Origin of the sequence: Cupriavidus sp. YAF13 (assembly GCF_052113425.1) — a bacterium.
Taxonomy (GTDB): domain Bacteria; phylum Pseudomonadota; class Gammaproteobacteria; order Burkholderiales; family Burkholderiaceae; genus Cupriavidus.
In genome coordinates this window covers 99,441-116,378 of sequence record NZ_JBFRDD010000005.1, presented here as the reverse complement: position 1 = coordinate 116,378, position 16,938 = coordinate 99,441, and the positions used below count along the sequence as shown (strand labels likewise).

The window sequence follows — 16,938 nt, the reverse complement described above, 5'->3', positions numbered from 1 at the left end:
AGTGCGCCATGAACGACGTCAGATCCGCATTTTCCATACACCGCGCCACGCTACAGCGCGATGTCAACGTCCTGCTAGCCGATGTGCAGGCATTGCTGCGCGACGCCGCCGCCTTGACCGGCGAGCAAGCCGGCCAGGCCCGTGAGCAGTTCAAGGCGCGGCTGGAGGCGCTGCAGCTGCGCCTGCGCGAGTTGCAGGCGCAAGGCCGCGACCAGGTGCGCGATCTGGCCGATTCGGGAGAAGCGTACGTGCATGCGCACCCATGGCGCGCGCTGGGTGCGGCCGCGGCGGTTGCCGCCGTATGCGGGGCACTTGTCGCCATGTCGGTCTCGCGCCGCGATTGATGGCCGATTGATGGCCGATTGAAGGCAACATGGCGCCCGCGCAGCCTCGCTACCACCGCTGGCTCAACCTCGGGCTTCTGGCGATCTGCGCGCTCACGCTGAGCGCGGGATCGCTGCTGTACTGGTACGAATCGGCGGCGCTCGCGCGCACCGTGTGGCTGATCGGCGTCCTGCCGGTACTGATTGCCCTGGCCGCCAGCACCGTGCTCGCGGCTTGGCGCCGCAATGCCGGCGTGGATGTCCTGGCTCTGCTGGCCATCGGCTTCGCATGGTGGCTGGGCGAGCACTTTGCCGCCGCCGTGATTGCCCTGATGCTGGYCAGCGGACGCGCGCTGGAAAGCTATGCGCAAGCGCGCGCCGCCAGCGAGATGAGCGCGCTGCTGCACCACGCGCCGCGCGAAGCCAGCCGTATCGAAAACGGCGAATGGCGCCCCATACCGCTAGACCTTGTACGCCCCGGCGACCGGCTGCTGGTACGCGCGGGCGAAGTGGTGCCTGCCGATGGGACGTTGCTCCAGGCTGCCGAACTGGATGAATCCACCCTGACCGGCGAGGCCGTGCCGCTGCGCCGCGCGCCGGGCGAGCCACTGCGCAGCGGCGTGGTCAACGCCGGCGCGCCGTTCGAGATGCTTGCTGGCGCCACGGCGGCGCAAAGTACCTACTCGGGCATTGTTCGCCTGGTGATGGAGGCGCAGCAAAGCCGCAGCCCGTCCATGCGCCTGGCCGACCGCTACGCCCTGCTGCTGGTGCCGCTGGCGCTGGCCGTGGCCGGCGCGGCCTGGATCATGACCGGCGATGCGCACCGGGCGCTCGCGGTGCTGGTGGTAGCCACCCCCTGCCCGCTGATCCTGGCGGTGCCGGTGGCCATCGTCTGCGGCATGTCGCGCGCAGCCAGCCGGGGCATCCTGGTCAAGAGCGGCGGTGCGCTGGAGCGGCTGGCGCAGTGCCACGTGCTGTTTTTCGACAAGACCGGAACCCTGACCACGGGCCAGGCCCGCGTTTCGGCCATCGAGGCGGCGCCGGGACACGCGCAGGACGAAGTGCTTCGCCTGGCGGCTTCGCTTGCACAGGCCTCGGTGCATGCCAGTTCCCGCGCGCTGGTCGCCGCGGCGCGCGAGCGCGGCCTGGCGCTGGCGTTGCCGGGCGAGGTCGCCGAGGATCCCGGCGCCGGCCTGCGCGGCAGGATCGGCGGGCATGTGGTCACCATCGGCTCCCTGGCGCACGTGGCCAGCGCAACCGCGCCCATGCCGTGGAGTACGGCATGGGTACGGCGCATGGGCCATGAAGGCGCATCGGCCGTCTTTCTTGGCGTCGATGGCGCCATGCGCGGCGCGCTGCAGCTCGCGGACCAGATCCGGCTTGACACGCCTCGCGCGCTCAGGCTGCTCAGGCAGGCCGGCATCCAGCGCATGGTGATGCTGACCGGCGACCGCGACGACGTGGCGCAGATGACAGGCGCGATGCTGGGCGTGACGCAAGTGCGCGCCCAGCAGACGCCCGCGCAAAAGCTCGCGGCAATCCGCGAGGCGCAGCGCAACGACACGGTCATCATGGTTGGCGATGGCGTCAACGACGCGCCCGCGCTGGCCGCCGCCGACGTCGGCGTGGCAATGGGCGCGGCAGGCGCGGCCGCGTCGGCACAGGCTGCCGACGTGGTACTGCTGGTCGACCGCCTCGACCGCCTGGCCGAGGCGATGCAGATCGCCCTGCGCACGCGCCGCATCGCCGTGCAAAGCGTCGTGGCGGGCATGGCGCTGTCGCTGGCGGCCATGATCGCGGCCGCATTCGGCTACCTGCCGCCACTGGCGGGCGCGCTGCTGCAAGAACTGATCGACGTCGTTGTGATTCTCAACGCGCTGCGGGCACGCAAGCCGGGGCCCGAATGGCAGCCCGCGCAAATCACGGCGGCCGAGGCCGCCAAACTGAAGGCCGAGCATAGCGAGCTGGGGCAGGTGCTCGACCAGGTGCGATCGATGGCGGATCGCGTAGCCAGCCTCCCCGGCGAAGCCGCCGCCGCCGAACTGGGGGCGCTCAACGAGGCACTGCGCGCGCAATTGCTTGCGCACGAGATCCAAGACGACGCCGACCTCTATCCGGAACTCGCGCGGCGCCTCGGCGGCAAGGACCCGCTGGCTGCGCTCAGCGGCGGGCATCGCGAGATCTTCCACCTGGTGGGCATGCTGGAGCGCATCGCCGCGGACCAGCCCGCGGACGGAATCGACCTGGAAAGCGCACAGGAAGTCCGGCGCCTGCTCTACGAGCTCAATGCGATCCTGCGCCTGCATTTCGCGCAGGAGGACGAGCTGTATCACGCGCTGGGGGACGCTTGACGAACAAAAGCGCCTGCGCCGGATGCGTGTGACAGCCAGCGCGCCAATCCCGAGCGCGACGCAACATGCCACGGCCGGGTGAACCATGCCATTCCTCGGCAAACGTTGAGCGAAAGGCTGAGCGTACCGGCAACGCCATGCCATCCAGTCTGACCATGCGTGGAAGCAACCGGCTTGATATGCCGCAAGCTTGATGCGGATCAACAAGGGCCGGCGGCACGGTTCTAGAATCATTAGATGGGCATCAGATGGGCGAAACCATGATTTGCGTCGCCGCTCGATTTGCGCGATGCAGGCCCGATGAGACATGCCCGGTAAGACAGGCCCGCCCTGACCGTTGACAACAGTGAGCGATGCAGCGGCAATCCACGCGCATTGCCGCGCTATCGCGTCATCGCGTTACCGCACTATCGCGCGCATCCAGGAGATTCACCATGACAGACCAGACCGATGTCCCCCTCGCGTGCTTCACAGCCAATTGCGAGGCAGGCCTGCGCGCGCTGACCCTGATGCAGGAGGCCCGGCAGCGCTTCCTCGAGCTCCAGCTCGATGCCGTGCGCAAGGACATCAAGACCTTGCACGACGTAGGCGCGCAGCTGGCGAATGCCGGCGACTTCGCCACGCTCGCCACCGTGCCAGCCACCTTCCTGCGCAACCAGGCCGAGCATTACGCACAGCGGATGCAAGCCTGGATGAGTCTCGCCATTCACAACCAGACCGCCATGGTGGAACAACTGCGGGAAGCCGGCGAGACCTGGCAGCACTGCCAGGCCGCAGCGCTGCAGCAGGCCGGGAGCACCGCTTCGCTGCCCGCGCCAGTGCAGGAGATGTTCGAAAAATTCAGCCAGACGGCGGCCACGCTGACCGGGACCGCCGGCAGCACCGGCGCCGCTACGAAGAAGCGGGCCATTCATGCCGGCTGAACTGCCGGCGGGGATGCCGGCGGAAATGCCGCCGGCCCCCGCTGCCATGCCCCCCTGAAAATCGGCAGCTACCTGGGCATGAAGCTGGAGATCGTCAGCCGCGCCAGCCTTGTTGGGGGCAATGAGTGCGCGGCGCATCATCTTGCGCGCCTGCTTGATGATGCCTTGCGGTTGGCTTGCGGCTGGCTTGACGTCGGGTCAGGAAGCGCGCGCGGTTCGGCTTGCGGACGCAACCGTAGTGCCTAGACTGGCAGAAAGCTGCGGAGGCGTACCCGCGGCGCGCGCCTTTCCCGTGCCCCGCCTTGCACTTCATTGCGCCTTCCTTTTTCCGTCCCCGGGGGTCAATGCCATGACCATCAAGATCGTCTTTGCAAAAGCCATCCCCTCCTATTGCCCGGCTGACCTCTGTCTCGAGTGCGCTGCCAGCGTCAACGGCATCCCGGCCAGCTACGCGATCACGGCGGAGGCACTGGAAGACCACTTCGGTGCGCGCTCGCACCGGCCGGAAGACCTCATCCAAGCCTTCGAAGGACACCGCGAGGATATCGAATGCGTGGCGCGGCAGCTGTTTGAATTGACCGCGGCTCACAACATTGTGCTGCACAGCGGTCATTTCCGTTTCGCGCTCTAGGCCTGGCTGTGCGCCGGCTGGCGCGGCGCCTCAATGGCAACAACACCGGTTGCCAGCAAGCCGCAAGGCCGAGCCAGCGCGCGCCGCCGCCCGCGGCACGTGAACCGGGAACTGTCATCTTCATCGCCGCCTCCAGTTGCTGGCGCCGAGGCCCCGCCTTGTCGCGCCCGTGACCTGCCGCGCCAAACCCTCGTTCCGCTTCAATATAGGTAGGCGCGTGGTTGCCGTGGAAACCTGCCCGCTCAGGCTTCCTTTGGCGATATCCATGCTGGCCGCTGCGCGACGCCGGCCTGGCCGTTGGCGGCTTCCACCTGCTCGGCAAAAGCGCGCAGGGCCGGCAGCGCCGCCCCGCTGGCCACATCGGCCTGGCGCAGCGCCAGTACCGGCGACGGCGGCTCGGTGGCCAGGCGGGCGATTTCCTCTGCCGCCCTGAAAGCGCCTTGCCGGGCCATCACGCAGATCACCGACGTCTTGCAGGCCAGTGGCATGTGGTCGCGCAGGAAGCTGCGCATGGGCGCGGCCAGGTGGCCGACCCAGATGGGCGCGACGATGACAAGCCGCCGGCAGTCGTCCAGCGCCGGGCCGGCGTAGCGGTAGCCTACATGCCGCTGCAACAAGATATCCAGTACGCAGCGCGCATCACCCAGCAAGCCGGCCCGGCTGGCCTGGTCGCCGACTTCCGCCAGCGGCCAGCCGGATTGCGCCGCCAGCGCTTCGGCGGCCTGGCGCGCCGTGCCGGTGCGCGAGTAGTAAACGATCAGGATCTGTTCCATCGATGGCTCCTCAGCTCTCGATCCGGGTAATCCGCGCGCCGACCAGCGACAGGCTGATCATGATGCCGCCGTTGGTCAGCACAAACCCCACAAATTCGCCCCACGCGGTATTGATATCCACGCTGGCACCGATGCCCAGCGCCCGCCACCGCGCCGCCGGCGAGCGCGCAACGTGCGCGTCATGGCCCCACCGTCGAGCCTGGGCCGGTGCCCGGGGAGCCTGATGCGGGCTTTGTGCCGGCATTCGCCTCGGCCTGGGGCGCGTGCACCAGCAGTACCGGCCGGTGACATTGCCGGACCAGTGCTTCGGCTACGCTGCCCATCAGCAGGCGCCGCACACCGCGCCGTCCGTGCGTGCCCAGCACCAGCAGCTCCGCCCCGGTCTGCTGCGCCACCTGCTCGATCGCGTTGGCAACGTCGCCCAGCGCCAATGCTTCATCCACCATCAGCGTCTTGCATGTCACCTGCGCAGCCGCCGCCTTGGCCTTGGCTTCGTCCAGCAGGATCTGCCCGCCTTCGAGCAGGCCGGCATGCAAGTCTGTCAGGTCGATGTAGCCGACCTCGTACCTGAGGTAGCTGTTATCGATCACATGCACCACGGTGAGTGCCGAGCGCATCGCGGTGGCCAGGCGCAGAGCCTCCTCCAGCGCCCGATCGGAGGACTCGCTGCCATCCACGGCAACCAGGATCTTGCTGTACATCTTGTACCTCCTGCTTAAAAGACAGGCGCCGCAGCTTGCAGCCGACGCTTCCAGTTTGTACACCCGGGCAAGCGCGGTGTTGATGTAGATCATGGCATTCGCTGCTTTCCCGGGCAACGGGCCGTTTCTGGGCCTCGCGCGCATCGCCAAGGCCGCTTGACGTGCATCAATACGCCCTGTGCCCGGCCCTCTAAGCTGTAGATGGAAGGCGCGCCCATGCGCGCTTGCCTTGCGATATTGCGACATTGCGAAATTGCGACATCCAGCCAGGAGGCACGGACCATGTACCAGAGAATATTGCTCGCGGTGGACGGCAGCCGCTCTTCGGACCTTGCCCTGAGCCAGGCCATCACGGTGGCCAAGGCGACCGGCAGCGAGGTAAAAGTGCTCTTCGTGGCGGACGACAACGATGTCTTCTTCACCGCGGGCAGCTACGACCCGCGCAAACTGATGGAAGCCATCCTCGCCGCGGGACGCGATGCACTGGCAGCGGCCGCCACGCGCCTGGCGGATGCCGGCATCCCGCATACCACGCTGATCCTCGAGAAGCCCGTTTCCCCCGGACAGATCTCCACCACGATCGTGGAGCAAGCCGACCGCTGGAATGCGGACCTGATCGTTGTCGGCACGCATGGCCGCAGCGGCTTGCGGCGCCTGGTCATGGGCAGCGTGTCCGAAGGCGTGGTGCACAAGAGCAACAAGCCGGTGCTGATGGTGCGCAGCGAGATCGAGGAATGAGGACACCCCGGGAACAACGGGCTGAATGATGGGCTTCATGCCGGCGGCGGGCAGGTTGATGCGAGGCACTGCCCGGATCCGTCGCAACGGCGTGGCCGCGCCCCGGGTTCGCGCATCCGGGTTTTCCCCAGCGGTACCCCCCTAGTCTGGGCGGCCCGGACAAGTTATGCTCTTGGCCGCCTAATAGCCCACACGGGGTGTGCTAGCGCTCAATCGACAATCCTCCGGCACCGGGCGGGCACATCTGGACGGAAATCAGCCTTGCGTACCCCTGCACGCACAACCTCTTGCCCGCGCGCATGCCGCTAAGCCGGCTGTTGTTGCCGCCGCAGCCGCCGATGCTCGCGCCGGGCATCGCGCACAGCACTTTCAGCGTGCAAGGCGACGCCGGCCAGAGCTTGCTGGCCTGGCAGGAGCGGATGAGCCCGGTCTACGACATCCGGCCTGCCACGGCGCAAGGCGAGCAGACGTTCGAGGCCTCGCTGTCTCGCTACACCATCGACGATCTGAGCTTCTTCGACATCCGCACCAGCCCCAATGTGGCCGAGCGCTCGTTGGGACGCGTGTCGACGGAGAACATTCGCGACATTACCTTCAGCGTGTTCCTGGAAGGCGCGCCCGCCCAATTCCTGGGCGGCAAGCCGGGACTCGGCGCGCCGCAGCGGCCCGGCTTGCCAAGCATCCTCGCGCTGGACATGGACCAGCCGTGCACTATCCGGAGTTTTCAAGGCCGCATGCTGCTGTTCTTTGTGCCGCGTGCCTTGGTGGAGATGGCCTTCCCCGACGCCGCCTCGCTGCATGGGCGCCTGGTTCAGACCACCACACCGCTGATGCGCGTGCTGATCTCGCATCTGGTGGCACTGAATCGACAAATCGTGGGCCTGAGCAAAGAGGAAGCCGACCGGTCCTTTCGCACCGCGATCGAACTGCTGGCCGCGGTGTTCAGCCGGCAAGCGGGGCTCTCCGGCAACGCCCGCGCAGCGGTGCGGGCCGCCGTGTACGGACAGGTGCGGCGCTATGTCGAGGCCAATCTGCATGACCCCGGCCTGACCCCTGACAGCGTGTTGCAGTCGCTGCATCTGTCGCGCGCCAGCGTGTACCGTCTATTCATGCATGAGGGTGGCCTGGCCGCTTATATCCGTAGCCGCAGGCTGCGGGTGGCGGCCGATGAACTGGTGCGCTTTCCCAATATGGCGGTGCAGGACATTGCCTCCGGGCTCGGGTTCAACAATGCATCGAGCTTTACGCGCGCATTCCGCCGCGCCTACGACATCGCGCCGCAGGAATTGCATGGCTATGCGCCGCTGCTACAGCGCGAACAAGCAAGGCTCCAGCACCATGCCCCCTGGCGCGCGGCGGGATTCAGGTAGCTCAGATAGGGATCCCGCGGATCCCGCGCCAGGCACCGCCACGCACGCCCCCTCACTCCACCGGCGGCGCCGGCATCCACCCGTTTGCGGCGTTTGCCGCCACGACCAGTTTCGCGATCGAATCCACGGGGAACCCGCGCCGGCGCCATTGCGGCTCGCCACCGCCTGCGTCTACTCGCTGACCCCGTGCGCAAGCCAACGAATCGCAGGGTGTTCTCCGGGCAGTGCCGCGCGGGTGGCATCCTCCATCAGCCGCAGGCCGGTGTTGCTGTTGGTGAGCAGCACGACGCCCGAGCGCAGCTCGGTGCTGCCCATCACGAATGCCCTCACGCCTTGCATCTTGCCCCACTGGAAGAACGTGCCCCGGCTGGGCTCGACGCCCCACCCCAGCCCCCAGCCAATGTCAGGCTCCGTGGCAGCCGGCGCGCCATCGAGGTAGACGATCTCTCCCTTCGGCACCATGACGCTCGCCGTCAGCCATTGTTGCCAGGTCGATGCACGGAGCCCGTCGCCCCGGAGCACGGCGGCAACAAAAGCACCGTAGTCGCCTGCCGTGGTTTGCAGCGAATAGGAGGCGCTCGCCGCTGGCGGGCGATGCACGTCGAGCCGCTGCGCCGCCTCATGCGGGTTGGCCGCATTCGCGAGGAACCGATCCTGCCACTCCAGGCTCGATGAGCGCATCCCGAGTGGCTCGAACACCAGGCGCCGCAGGATCGCTTCCAGGGTTTCCCCTGTTTTTGCCTCAACGGCGGACTGCAGAAAGATGAACCCCAGGCTGGAGTAGCTGAACCATGCGCCAGGAGGAAAGTGCAGCCGCAGCGGATTCTTGTCGCGCAGGTTCTGCAGGCCACAGGTATGCGTGAGCACGTGGCGCATGGTGATGCGCGCCGAGGCCGCATCGTCCGGCACGATCGGCTGGGCCGAGCGCGACAGCGGCTCGTCAAGATCCAGCACGCCGGCGTCGACAAGCTGCAGCAAGGCGTACGAGACGATCGGCTTGGTGAGCGAGGCCGCGCCGAACACAGTGCTGGCATCCACCGGCTCGGCGGTGTCCTGGTTCCTCACCCCAGCGGCAGCCACCTCGACCGAGTCCTGGCGCACGTGCGCCAGGCAGGCGCCGGTGACGGATTTGTCCGCCAGCAGATGCGCAAGGCGCATGTCCAGCGACGGCGTTCCATATTCCATGTTGCCTCACTCCGTTTGACAAGGAATCAGATAATCAATGCATGCCCGTGAAGTCCTGTAGCGCCGTCCTCACCGCCATGATGGCCGTGCGCCAGTCGTCCCTGGCCGGCTGGCGGAACAGCCGCGCGGTCGGATACCAGGGGCTGTCCGTGCGGGCAAGCTGCCAGCGCCAGTCCGGGGTGAACGGCACCAGGATCCACACCGGCTTGCCCAATGCGCCGGCCAGGTGCGCCACCGCCGTGTCGACGCAGATCACCAGGTCGAGCTCGGCGATCAGGGCGGCGGTGTCCCAGAACGTTTCCAGCTGCGGCGAGGGGTCGCGCATCGCGGGCAGCGCGCGCAAGGCGTCGCGATCGGATGCCCTGACGTCCTTCTGCAGCGAGACGAACGTGGCATCGGCCTCGAACAACGGAGCCAGGTCGCGCAGGGATATCGACCGCTTGCGGTCGTTGAGGTGCGTGGGGCTGCCGCTCCACACCACGCCAACGCGCGGGCGGCGCGTGTCCTCGCCGAGCCAGGCTGCCCACCTGGCGCGGCGCGCGGCATCCGCGTGCAGGTACGGCGTGGCCGCGGGGATGGCGGTGGTCACCTTCCAGAGTGCGTACGGCAGGCTCAGCAAGGGGCAGTGATAGTCGAACGCCGGCACCGCCTCGTTCTTGCCGATCACCGCGCCGACCCCTGGAAAATCCGCCAGCAAGGCACGCAGCGGCTCCTGCACGCGCAGCACGATCCGCGCGCCGGTGCCCGCCAGCAACGGGATGTAGCGCACGAACTGCAGCGTATCGCCAAAGCCTTGCTCGCAGTGCAGCAGCAGCGTCTTGCCGGCAAGCGGCGGCTCGCCGAGCCAGAGGTTCTCCCCGAGGCCGTGCGGCCGCTGGGTCCCGTTGTACCAGCGGCATTCGTATTCGCGCCACCCATGCTCGAACTCGCCTAGCAACAGGTTGGTGCCAGCCCGGTTGGYGCGCGCGCCGGGATTGTTCGGGGCGATCTGTATGGCCTTCTTGAACATGCGCAGCGCTTCATCGAAGCGATGCGACTCGCCCAGCGCGACACCGAGGTTGTTGTAGGCGTCGGCGCAATCCGGCTTGAGCTCGATCGCGCGCCGGTACGCCGCCATCTCGGCATCGTACTGGTCCAGCAGGCCCAGGGCGCGGCCCATGTTGTAGTGGATCTCCCAGGACCCCGGGCTGAGGGCGGCGGCGCGCTTGAGCAGTGCCAGCGTGCGCCCGTGCTCGCCCAGCGCGGACAGCGACATCGCCGCTGCGTGCAGGGACGGCAGTTGGCGCGGGGCCAGCCCGATGGCCTGCTCCAGCAGTGCAATGGCACGCGCATGGTTGCCGGCGGCCTGGTGAACCAGGCCAGCGGCATGGCAGCGCTGCGGGCAGGCAGGCAGGACAGCCAGGGCGCGGTCGAAGTATCCGGCGGCGGCCGCGGGGCTTTGCTTGCGCGCAGCGATGTAGGCCAGCCCTTCCAGGGCATCGCCGTGATGCGAGTCCGTGTCGATGACTTCCTCAAGCAACTGCGCTGCCGCGTCCAGCTGGCCAGCGTCGAAGTGGCGCTGGGCGGCTTCGAGCTGCGCGGTGAAATGCTGATCCATTACGCCTTCTGTCCTTCACTTTGATAGCAAGGCCGCCATTATCGCGCAGGTGCGGCCTGAGCCTCTTGGGCACAGCGCGGGTACGCGTTCTGCGTGACGCACAGCGCGGCGCAAACACGATCGGCATGCCCGCCACGACCTGGCGGATCTGCGCAATGGCCTGGCCGCATTCGCGCCCGGCCCCCGGGGTGCTGGCAAGTCGGGTACGCACGATGCATAATCCTGAAACTGGTTTCACCGAGACCGACTTTCCATGCCACGCCCTGTGACACAAGCCAAGTCCAACCTGAAGCCCGCAGAGAAACTCACCATCCAGGACGTTGCCGACTATGCGGGCGTCTCGAAAGCCACGGTGTCGCGCTACCTGAACCGGGGCGGCGAGCAGTTGTCCGCCGACGTGGAGGCGCGCGTGGCCGCGGCGGTGCGCGCGCTGGGCTATAGCCCGAGTCCCATGGCGCAAGCGCTCAAGCGCGGCAAGTCGCGCCTGATCGGGCTGGTGGTGGCGGACGTTTCCAATTCGTTCTCGGTGGCCGTGCTGCGTGGTGTGGAGAAGGCCTGCCGCGACGCGGGCTATATGGTGATGCTGTTCAACCTGGGCAATGACGAGCAACTGGAGCGCGAAGCCATTCGCTCGCTGTCGGCTTACCGGGTCGAGGGCTTCATCCTGCACACGCTGGGCCACGACGCCGGCGCCCTTGCCGATGCCGCGCAACTGGGCAAGCCAGTCGTGCTGGTCGACCGCAAGGTCGGCGACGCGGAAGTCGACCTGGTGGCCCTGGATAACCTTTCCGCGGTCCATGAGGCTGCCGGCCACCTGCTCGAAGCCGGCTACCGGCGCCTGCTGTTCATCAGCGAGCCGATCAAGGCCATCAGCTCGCGCAACGAGCGGGCCCGGGCCTTCCAGCACTTCATCGCGGAGCATGCGGACTCGCTTGGTGGCAGCGTTTTCGAAGCCCGTGCCGGCGACGACGACGCCCTGGACGAAGCGCTGCGCGCCCTGCGCCAGGGGGCCGGCAAAGCACCCATCGCCGTGCTGGCGGCCAATGCGGTGATCTCGCTGCGCGTGGCCGCCGCCGCCGCCAGGCTGGGGTGGCAGCTCGGCACCGACCTCGGCCTGATCGGGTTCGACGATCCGGAATGGGCTGCCCTGGTCGGCCCCGGCCTGAGCACGATTTCCCAGCCAACCGACGACATCGGGCGCGCCGCCACCAACTGCCTGATCGAGCGCCTGCAAGGCGCGCAGCTCGCGCCGCGCCAGGTCCTGTTGCCCGGCACCCTGGTCAAGCGCGGGTCGACGCGCCGCGGCTGACAGGAACCCGCAAGTGGTTCCTGGCAACGCAACGGCGTAACGAGCGCCCACCCTCTCCCCCGTCCCCTCTCCCGCAGGCGGGAGAGGGGCGCAAACCAGCGGCTTTGGACGGAGCCGGCCGGTACGCCAAAGCCGATCGCGATGGCGACGGCTGTTACTCCCCCTCCCCCGCTCCATCCCCCAATTTCATCCGTAAGGGTTTCCACTGCTGGAGTTCTGAAACCGGTTTCCTATAATCCTGAAACCGGTTTCAGAACCGTACTTGCCGAGCGCTGCGACGCCAGCGACACATTCCACAGAACGTGCAGGAGACATTGATGAATATCCACCGCTTGTTGCGCCAGATTGCCGCGCCCGTGCTCACGCTGCTGGTCCTGGCCAGCGCCTCGGCCGGCGTCCAGGCACAGACCGTCGCCGAGATCGTCAAGAGGGGCAAGGTCACCATCGGCGTGGTGACGGGCGCGCCGCCCTTCGGCACCACGGATGCCACCGGCAAGCCCGCCGGCTACGATGTCGACGTGGCCAACCTGTTGGGCAAGTACCTCGGCGTGCCGGTCGATATCGTGCCGCTCACCTCTCCCAGCCGCATTCCGGCGCTGGAAGCCGGCAAGGTCGATTTCCTGGTCGCCACCCTGGCGCCGACGCCCGAGCGGGCACGCGCCATCATGTTCAGCTCGCCCTACAGCGCGTTCGAGCTGACCATCTTCGCGCCGGTCGCGGCCAAGTACGCCAAGCTGGCTGAGCTTGGGAAGAGGAAGGTTGGCGTGACGCGCGGCACCACGCAAGACACGGCACTGACCCGCCTGGCGGTGCCCGGCATGAGCATCGTCCGCTTCGAGGACGACGCCACCTGTGCGCAGGCGCTGATCAGCAACCAGGTCGAAGCCATTGCCCTGCCCAGCACCACCGGCAACGAGATCATGAAGGCGCGCGGCGCCGGCAAGTTCGATGCCAAGTTCGCGTTCTCGGTACAACCGAACTCGATGGCCGTGCGCAAGGACGCCTTCGAGCTGCGCCAGTGGCTCAACACCACCATCGCCTACGTCAAGCTCAATGGCGAACTCGACGCCATTGCGCAGAAGTGGACCGGCAAGGCGCTGCCCACGCTGCAAACGTTCTGACCCCGGCAAGTCCGACGTTGCGCGCCAGCGCCAGCCGGCGCGCCAGGAGACCCGCATGAACTATCAATTTGAATGGAACCCGGTGCTGTCGCAGCTGGATCGCTTTGCGCAGGGTGCGGCCATGACGCTGGCGCTCAGCTTCGGCTCGATCCTGCTTGGCACCCTGGTCGGTACCGCCGGCGCCATCGCGGCAGCATTTGGCGGCCCCTGGCTCCAGCGCGCCGCCAGGGCATACGTCGAGGCCATCCGCAACACGCCCTTCCTGATCCAGCTCTTCATCATCTTCTTCGGCTTGCCTACCATCGGCCTGCAGATCGATGCCATCACCGCCGCGGTGATTGCCATGACGGTCAACCTCGGCGCCTACTCGACCGAGATCATCCGGGCCGGCTTGCAGGCGGTTCACCGTTCGCAGCTCGAAGCCGCCGCCGCGCTAGGCATGACGCGCTGGCAGCTGATCCGCCATGTCGCCCTGGTGCCGGCGTTCGAGAAGGTCTATCCGGCGCTGACCAGCCAGTTCACGCTGATGATGCTGACTTCGAGCGTGGTGTCGGCGATCTCGGTGGAAGAGCTGACGGCGGTCGCCAGCCAGATCGATTCGCAGACCTTCCGCACCTTCGAGAGCTACATCCTTGTCATGTTCATCTACATCGGGCTGGCACTGCTGCTGCGCGCCATGTTTGCCCTGATCGGCAATCTGGTGTTCAGGCGGCGCCGCGTGGTGGCGCGCGCCAGGCGCGCCGCGCGCACTGCCCGCGTTGCGCCCCTGGCGCATGCGGCGCTGACGCCGGCGGTGGCAGGGAGCGCGAAATGATCACCGAGTTCTCCTGGAATCATCTTGAAATCCTGCTCCTGGCGGCACGCTGGACGCTGTGGGTGACCTTGCTGGCCTTCGTCGGCGGCACGCTGGCCGGCTTCCTGGTGGCGCTGGGGCGGACCTCCAGAAACGTCCTGCTGCGCCTCGCCAGCACGGTCTATATCCAGATCGTGCAAGGTACGCCGGTGCTGATCGTGCTGTTCCTGAGCTACTACGGCCTCTCCGTGCTTGGGCTCAAGCTGTCGCCGATGGTGGCGGCCATGTTGGCGATGTCGATCTACGCCAGCGCTTATCTTGGCGAGATCTGGCGGGGCTGCATCGAGGCCGTGCCGCAAGGGCAGTGGGAGGCCAGCGAGGCGCTCGCCCTCACCCGCTGGCAGCAACTGCGCCATGTCGTGCTGCCGCAGGCCGTGCGGCTAGCCCTGCCGCCCACGGTGGGCTTCTCGGTCCAGCTGGTCAAGAACACCTCGATCACTTCCATCATCGGCGTCATCGAACTCACCCGCGCCGGCCAGCTGATCAACAACGCGACCTTCCAGCCCTTCGCGGTCTTCGTCGTCGTCGCACTTATCTACTTCGCGCTTTGCTTCCCGCTTTCTTCGGCAGCCAGGCGCATGGAAAGGAGTCTCCATGCCCATCGTTGAAGCACAAGGCGTGCACAAATCCTATGGCCCCGTCGAAGTCCTGAAGGGCGTATCGTTTGCCATCGAGCCGGGCCAGGTGGTCGCCATCATCGGCCGCAGCGGCTCCGGCAAGAGCACCATGCTGCGCTGCCTGAACGGCCTGGAGGCCATTAATGCCGGCAATATCACGGTCGCCGGGCACAAGCTGGATCACGACCGGAAGCGGCTGCTCGACCTGCGCCGCGACGTGGGCATGGTGTTCCAGAGCTACAACCTCTTTCCGCACCTGACGGTGGGCGAGAACATTGCGCTGGCGCCTTCCATCGTCAAGAAGATGGCCACGGGCAAGATCGACGGCATCGTCGACCAGGTGCTGGCCCAGGTCGGCCTGCTGGACAAGAAGGACTGCTACCCCGAGCAGCTCTCGGGCGGCCAGCAGCAGCGCGTGGCCATCGCCCGTTCGCTGGCGATGGAACCCAAGGTGATGCTGTTCGACGAGGTGACCTCCGCGCTCGATCCGGAGCTGACGGCGGAGGTGCTGCGCGTCATGGAAAACCTGGCCGCTTCCGGCATGACCATGGTGCTGGTGACGCATGAGATGGAGTTCGCGCGCCGCATGGCACATACCACCATCTTCATGCACCAGGGCAAGGTGCACGAGGCGGGCCCGTCAAAGGCGCTGTTCGCGCAGCCACGGACACCGGAGCTACAGCAATTCCTCAGCGCGGGAGCCCTGAAATGACCCAGCGGCGACAAGATGGTTCCTCCCGGCCGCCGGTGCTGATCTCGCTCACGGCCTATGGCGCGGACCTGGCCCAGCGCGACGGGCAGGCGGCGCTGGCGCGGATTGCCGCAGCGGCCGGCGCCGACGGCGTGGAATACCGCGGCGAACTCCAGCGCGGACACAAGGATGAAGTCAGGGAACAGCGCGAAGTCGCCGAACAGCACGGGCTGGCCGTGGTCTGGTCGAGCCCGGAGGGGCTCTGGAGCGAAACCGGCAGCCTCGACCTCGCCGCGCTCGACCGCGCCTTCACGACCGCGCTGGCGCTCGGCGCCGGCCGGGTCAAGATGTCGCTGGGTGGCTACCGCGAAGGCACTGCGCTTGACGGGTTGCTCCCGTGGCTGCGGCACGGCGGCATCGAACTCGTCGTGGAGAACGACCAGACCGCCAGCGCCGGCACCGTACCCCCGCTGCGCGACTTCTTCGCGCGTGCCACGGCACTCGGCAAGACGGTGCCGATGACCTTCGATATGGGCAACTGGCACTGGACGGGCGAAGATCCGCTCGACGCCGCGCAGGTCTTCGCCGCCCAGGTGGGCTACGTGCACTGCAAAGGCGTGCTGCGCACGCCTGCCAAGTGGATTGCGGTACCGCTGGATCAATCGGCTGCGCCATGGCGCAGCGTATTGCGCCGCCTGCCCGCCGACGTTGCGCGTGCCATCGAGTTCCCGCTGCAAGGGGAAGACCTGGTGCAGGTCACGCGCAAGCATGTCGACCTGCTGCGTTCGGTGGAGATTCCCGCATGAGCCCCGATCTGGATGTGGTGACGCTGGGCGAGGCCATGCTGATGCTGGTGGCCGGTGAAGCCGGGCCGCTCGAAGGCGTGCAGACCTTCCACAAACGCACCGCGGGCGCCGAGACCAATGTGGCCATCGGCCTGTCGCGCCTGGGCCTGAAGGTCGGATGGGCCAGCCGCCTCGGCGATGATTCGATGGCGCGCTACCTGCTCGGTGAAATGCGCCGAGAAGGCGTGGACTGCAGCCAGGTGGTGTGCGAGCCCGGCGAGCGCACCGGCTTCCAGTTCAAGGGACGGGTCGACGACGGCAGCGATCCGCCCGTGGAATATCACCGCCGCGGATCGGCCGCAAGCCGCATGAACCCGGGGCATCTGGACGAGCGGTGGCTACGGCGCGCACGCCACCTGCACGTCACCGGCGTATTCCCCGCGCTGGCCGAAGGCACGCAGGCCGCCACGCGCCAGGCCATCTCCACCATGCGGGCTGCCGGCCGCACGATCTCGTTCGATCCCAATCTGCGCCCCGCGTTGTGGGCCACGCCCGAGTTGATGCGCGAGACGCTGAACGGCCTGGCCCAACAGTGCGACTGGGTGCTGCCCGGCATCGAGGAAGGCCGCTTCCTGACCGGCCATGCCGAGCCCGAACGCATCGCCGCCTTTTACCGTGGGCGCGGCGCCAGGCTGGTAGTCGTGAAGCTGGGCGCTGAAGGCGCCTACTTCGATGGCGAAGCCGGCACCGGCCATGTGCCGGCGTTCAGCGTCGAGCGTGTCGTCGACACCGTCGGCGCAGGAGACGGCTTTGCCGTGGGCGTCATCAGCGCGCTGCTGGAAGGCCGGCCGGTGGCCGACGCCGTCCGGCGCGGCGCATGGATCGGCGCGCGGGCGGTGCAAGTGCGCGGCGATACCGAAGGCCTGCCCACCCATGCCCTGCTGGCGGCCAGCAACCTGTGAAGTCACAG

The 16,938-nt window shown here is 67.5% G+C and carries 17 protein-coding genes; 13 read left to right on the top strand and 4 right to left on the bottom strand.

What is annotated here, in order from left to right; all coding sequences use genetic code 11:
• Window positions 1–8 precede the first annotated feature (8 nt).
• The 4 genes from AB4061_RS06445 to AB4061_RS06430 all read left to right on the top strand — a co-directional run bounded on the left by AB4061_RS06445 (window position 9) and on the right by AB4061_RS06430 (window position 4,228).
• Complete coding sequence (locus AB4061_RS06445) at window positions 9–344, top strand: DUF883 family protein (RefSeq protein WP_441632008.1); 336 nt, start codon at window positions 9–11, stop codon at window positions 342–344.
• 29 nt (window positions 345–373) lie between these two features.
• Entirely contained in the window at window positions 374–2,674 is a 2,301-nt protein-coding gene (locus AB4061_RS06440; protein WP_441632006.1) for a heavy metal translocating P-type ATPase, read from the top strand.
• Between the two features lie 434 nt (window positions 2,675–3,108).
• A complete protein-coding gene (locus tag AB4061_RS06435; RefSeq protein ID WP_441632004.1) occupies window positions 3,109–3,597 on the top strand; it encodes a phasin family protein in 489 nt (162 codons plus the stop codon).
• Window positions 3,598–3,946: 349 nt separating this feature from the next.
• Window positions 3,947–4,228, top strand: a complete 282-nt coding sequence (locus AB4061_RS06430) for a DUF1488 domain-containing protein (RefSeq protein WP_441632003.1) — start codon at window positions 3,947–3,949, stop codon at window positions 4,226–4,228.
• A 242-nt stretch (window positions 4,229–4,470) separates the two neighbouring features.
• On the opposite strand, the gene AB4061_RS06425 is transcribed toward AB4061_RS06430, so the two are convergent.
• Window positions 4,471–5,001, bottom strand: a complete 531-nt coding sequence (locus tag AB4061_RS06425) for a flavodoxin family protein (protein WP_441632001.1) — start codon at window positions 4,999–5,001, stop codon at window positions 4,471–4,473.
• A gap of 179 nt (window positions 5,002–5,180) precedes the next feature.
• Window positions 5,181–5,702, bottom strand: coding sequence for a universal stress protein (locus tag AB4061_RS06420; protein ID WP_441631999.1), 522 nt, complete (start codon window positions 5,700–5,702; stop codon window positions 5,181–5,183).
• A gap of 282 nt (window positions 5,703–5,984) precedes the next feature.
• Here AB4061_RS06420 and AB4061_RS06415 point away from each other — a divergent pair, with 282 nt between their 5' ends.
• Together AB4061_RS06415 and AB4061_RS06410 are read left to right on the top strand one after the other, a co-directional pair.
• Window positions 5,985–6,440, top strand: coding sequence for a universal stress protein (locus AB4061_RS06415; RefSeq protein WP_441631997.1), 456 nt, complete (start codon window positions 5,985–5,987; stop codon window positions 6,438–6,440).
• 287 nt (window positions 6,441–6,727) lie between these two features.
• The gene (locus AB4061_RS06410; protein ID WP_441631995.1) at window positions 6,728–7,810 is read left to right on the top strand and encodes a helix-turn-helix transcriptional regulator; all 1,083 of its coding nucleotides are present in this window, start codon (window positions 6,728–6,730) and stop codon (window positions 7,808–7,810) included.
• Between the two features lie 171 nt (window positions 7,811–7,981).
• Here the strand turns inward: AB4061_RS06410 and AB4061_RS06405 are convergent, their stop codons facing one another.
• Complete coding sequence (locus AB4061_RS06405; protein WP_441631993.1) at window positions 7,982–8,995, bottom strand: serine hydrolase domain-containing protein; 1,014 nt, start codon at window positions 8,993–8,995, stop codon at window positions 7,982–7,984.
• Window positions 8,996–9,029: 34 nt separating this feature from the next.
• The gene (locus AB4061_RS06400; RefSeq protein WP_441631991.1) at window positions 9,030–10,592 is read right to left on the bottom strand and encodes a tetratricopeptide repeat protein; all 1,563 of its coding nucleotides are present in this window, start codon (window positions 10,590–10,592) and stop codon (window positions 9,030–9,032) included.
• 253 nt (window positions 10,593–10,845) lie between these two features.
• Here AB4061_RS06400 and AB4061_RS06395 point away from each other — a divergent pair, with 253 nt between their 5' ends.
• From AB4061_RS06395 to AB4061_RS06365, 7 genes are all read left to right on the top strand, one after another.
• On the top strand, window positions 10,846–11,901 hold the full coding sequence (locus tag AB4061_RS06395; RefSeq protein ID WP_441631989.1) for a LacI family DNA-binding transcriptional regulator: 1,056 nt from the start codon (window positions 10,846–10,848) through the stop codon (window positions 11,899–11,901).
• 317 nt (window positions 11,902–12,218) lie between these two features.
• On the top strand, window positions 12,219–13,022 hold the full coding sequence (locus AB4061_RS06390) for a transporter substrate-binding domain-containing protein (RefSeq protein ID WP_441631987.1): 804 nt from the start codon (window positions 12,219–12,221) through the stop codon (window positions 13,020–13,022).
• 55 nt (window positions 13,023–13,077) lie between these two features.
• Window positions 13,078–13,836: an amino acid ABC transporter permease gene (locus AB4061_RS06385; protein WP_441631985.1), complete on the top strand. Its 759-nt coding sequence runs from the start codon at window positions 13,078–13,080 to the stop codon at window positions 13,834–13,836.
• Window positions 13,833–14,483: an amino acid ABC transporter permease gene (locus tag AB4061_RS06380; protein ID WP_441631983.1), complete on the top strand. Its 651-nt coding sequence runs from the start codon at window positions 13,833–13,835 to the stop codon at window positions 14,481–14,483. The genes AB4061_RS06385 and AB4061_RS06380 overlap by 4 nt, the downstream gene beginning before the upstream one ends.
• Entirely contained in the window at window positions 14,470–15,204 is a 735-nt protein-coding gene (locus AB4061_RS06375; RefSeq protein WP_441631981.1) for an amino acid ABC transporter ATP-binding protein, read from the top strand. Before AB4061_RS06380 ends, AB4061_RS06375 begins: the two co-directional genes overlap by 14 nt.
• Window positions 15,201–15,989 carry a sugar phosphate isomerase/epimerase family protein gene (locus AB4061_RS06370; RefSeq protein WP_441631980.1) on the top strand — a complete coding sequence of 263 codons (789 nt, stop codon included), beginning with the start codon at window positions 15,201–15,203 and terminating at the stop codon, window positions 15,987–15,989. Before AB4061_RS06375 ends, AB4061_RS06370 begins: the two co-directional genes overlap by 4 nt.
• Window positions 15,986–16,930: a sugar kinase gene (locus tag AB4061_RS06365; protein WP_441631978.1), complete on the top strand. Its 945-nt coding sequence runs from the start codon at window positions 15,986–15,988 to the stop codon at window positions 16,928–16,930. Before AB4061_RS06370 ends, AB4061_RS06365 begins: the two co-directional genes overlap by 4 nt.
• The last annotated feature ends 8 nt before the right edge of the window (window positions 16,931–16,938 follow it).

Bases quoted from the DNA above. Each gene is read 5' to 3' on its own strand.
- AB4061_RS06445 (WP_441632008.1), top strand. From the start codon at position 9: ATGAACGACGTCAGATCCGCATTTTCCATACACCGCGCCACGCTACAG.
- AB4061_RS06435 (WP_441632004.1), top strand. From the start codon at position 3,109: ATGACAGACCAGACCGATGTCCCCCTCGCGTGCTTCACAGCCAATTGC.
- AB4061_RS06430 (WP_441632003.1), top strand. From the start codon at position 3,947: ATGACCATCAAGATCGTCTTTGCAAAAGCCATCCCCTCCTATTGCCCG.
- AB4061_RS06425 (WP_441632001.1), bottom strand. From the start codon at position 5,001: ATGGAACAGATCCTGATCGTTTACTACTCGCGCACCGGCACGGCGCGC.
- AB4061_RS06420 (WP_441631999.1), bottom strand. From the start codon at position 5,702: ATGTACAGCAAGATCCTGGTTGCCGTGGATGGCAGCGAGTCCTCCGAT.
- AB4061_RS06415 (WP_441631997.1), top strand. From the start codon at position 5,985: ATGTACCAGAGAATATTGCTCGCGGTGGACGGCAGCCGCTCTTCGGAC.
- AB4061_RS06405 (WP_441631993.1), bottom strand. From the start codon at position 8,995: ATGGAATATGGAACGCCGTCGCTGGACATGCGCCTTGCGCATCTGCTG.
- AB4061_RS06395 (WP_441631989.1), top strand. From the start codon at position 10,846: ATGCCACGCCCTGTGACACAAGCCAAGTCCAACCTGAAGCCCGCAGAG.
- AB4061_RS06390 (WP_441631987.1), top strand. From the start codon at position 12,219: ATGAATATCCACCGCTTGTTGCGCCAGATTGCCGCGCCCGTGCTCACG.
- AB4061_RS06385 (WP_441631985.1), top strand. From the start codon at position 13,078: ATGAACTATCAATTTGAATGGAACCCGGTGCTGTCGCAGCTGGATCGC.
- AB4061_RS06380 (WP_441631983.1), top strand. From the start codon at position 13,833: ATGATCACCGAGTTCTCCTGGAATCATCTTGAAATCCTGCTCCTGGCG.
- AB4061_RS06375 (WP_441631981.1), top strand. From the start codon at position 14,470: ATGCCCATCGTTGAAGCACAAGGCGTGCACAAATCCTATGGCCCCGTC.
- AB4061_RS06370 (WP_441631980.1), top strand. From the start codon at position 15,201: ATGACCCAGCGGCGACAAGATGGTTCCTCCCGGCCGCCGGTGCTGATC.
- AB4061_RS06365 (WP_441631978.1), top strand. From the start codon at position 15,986: ATGAGCCCCGATCTGGATGTGGTGACGCTGGGCGAGGCCATGCTGATG.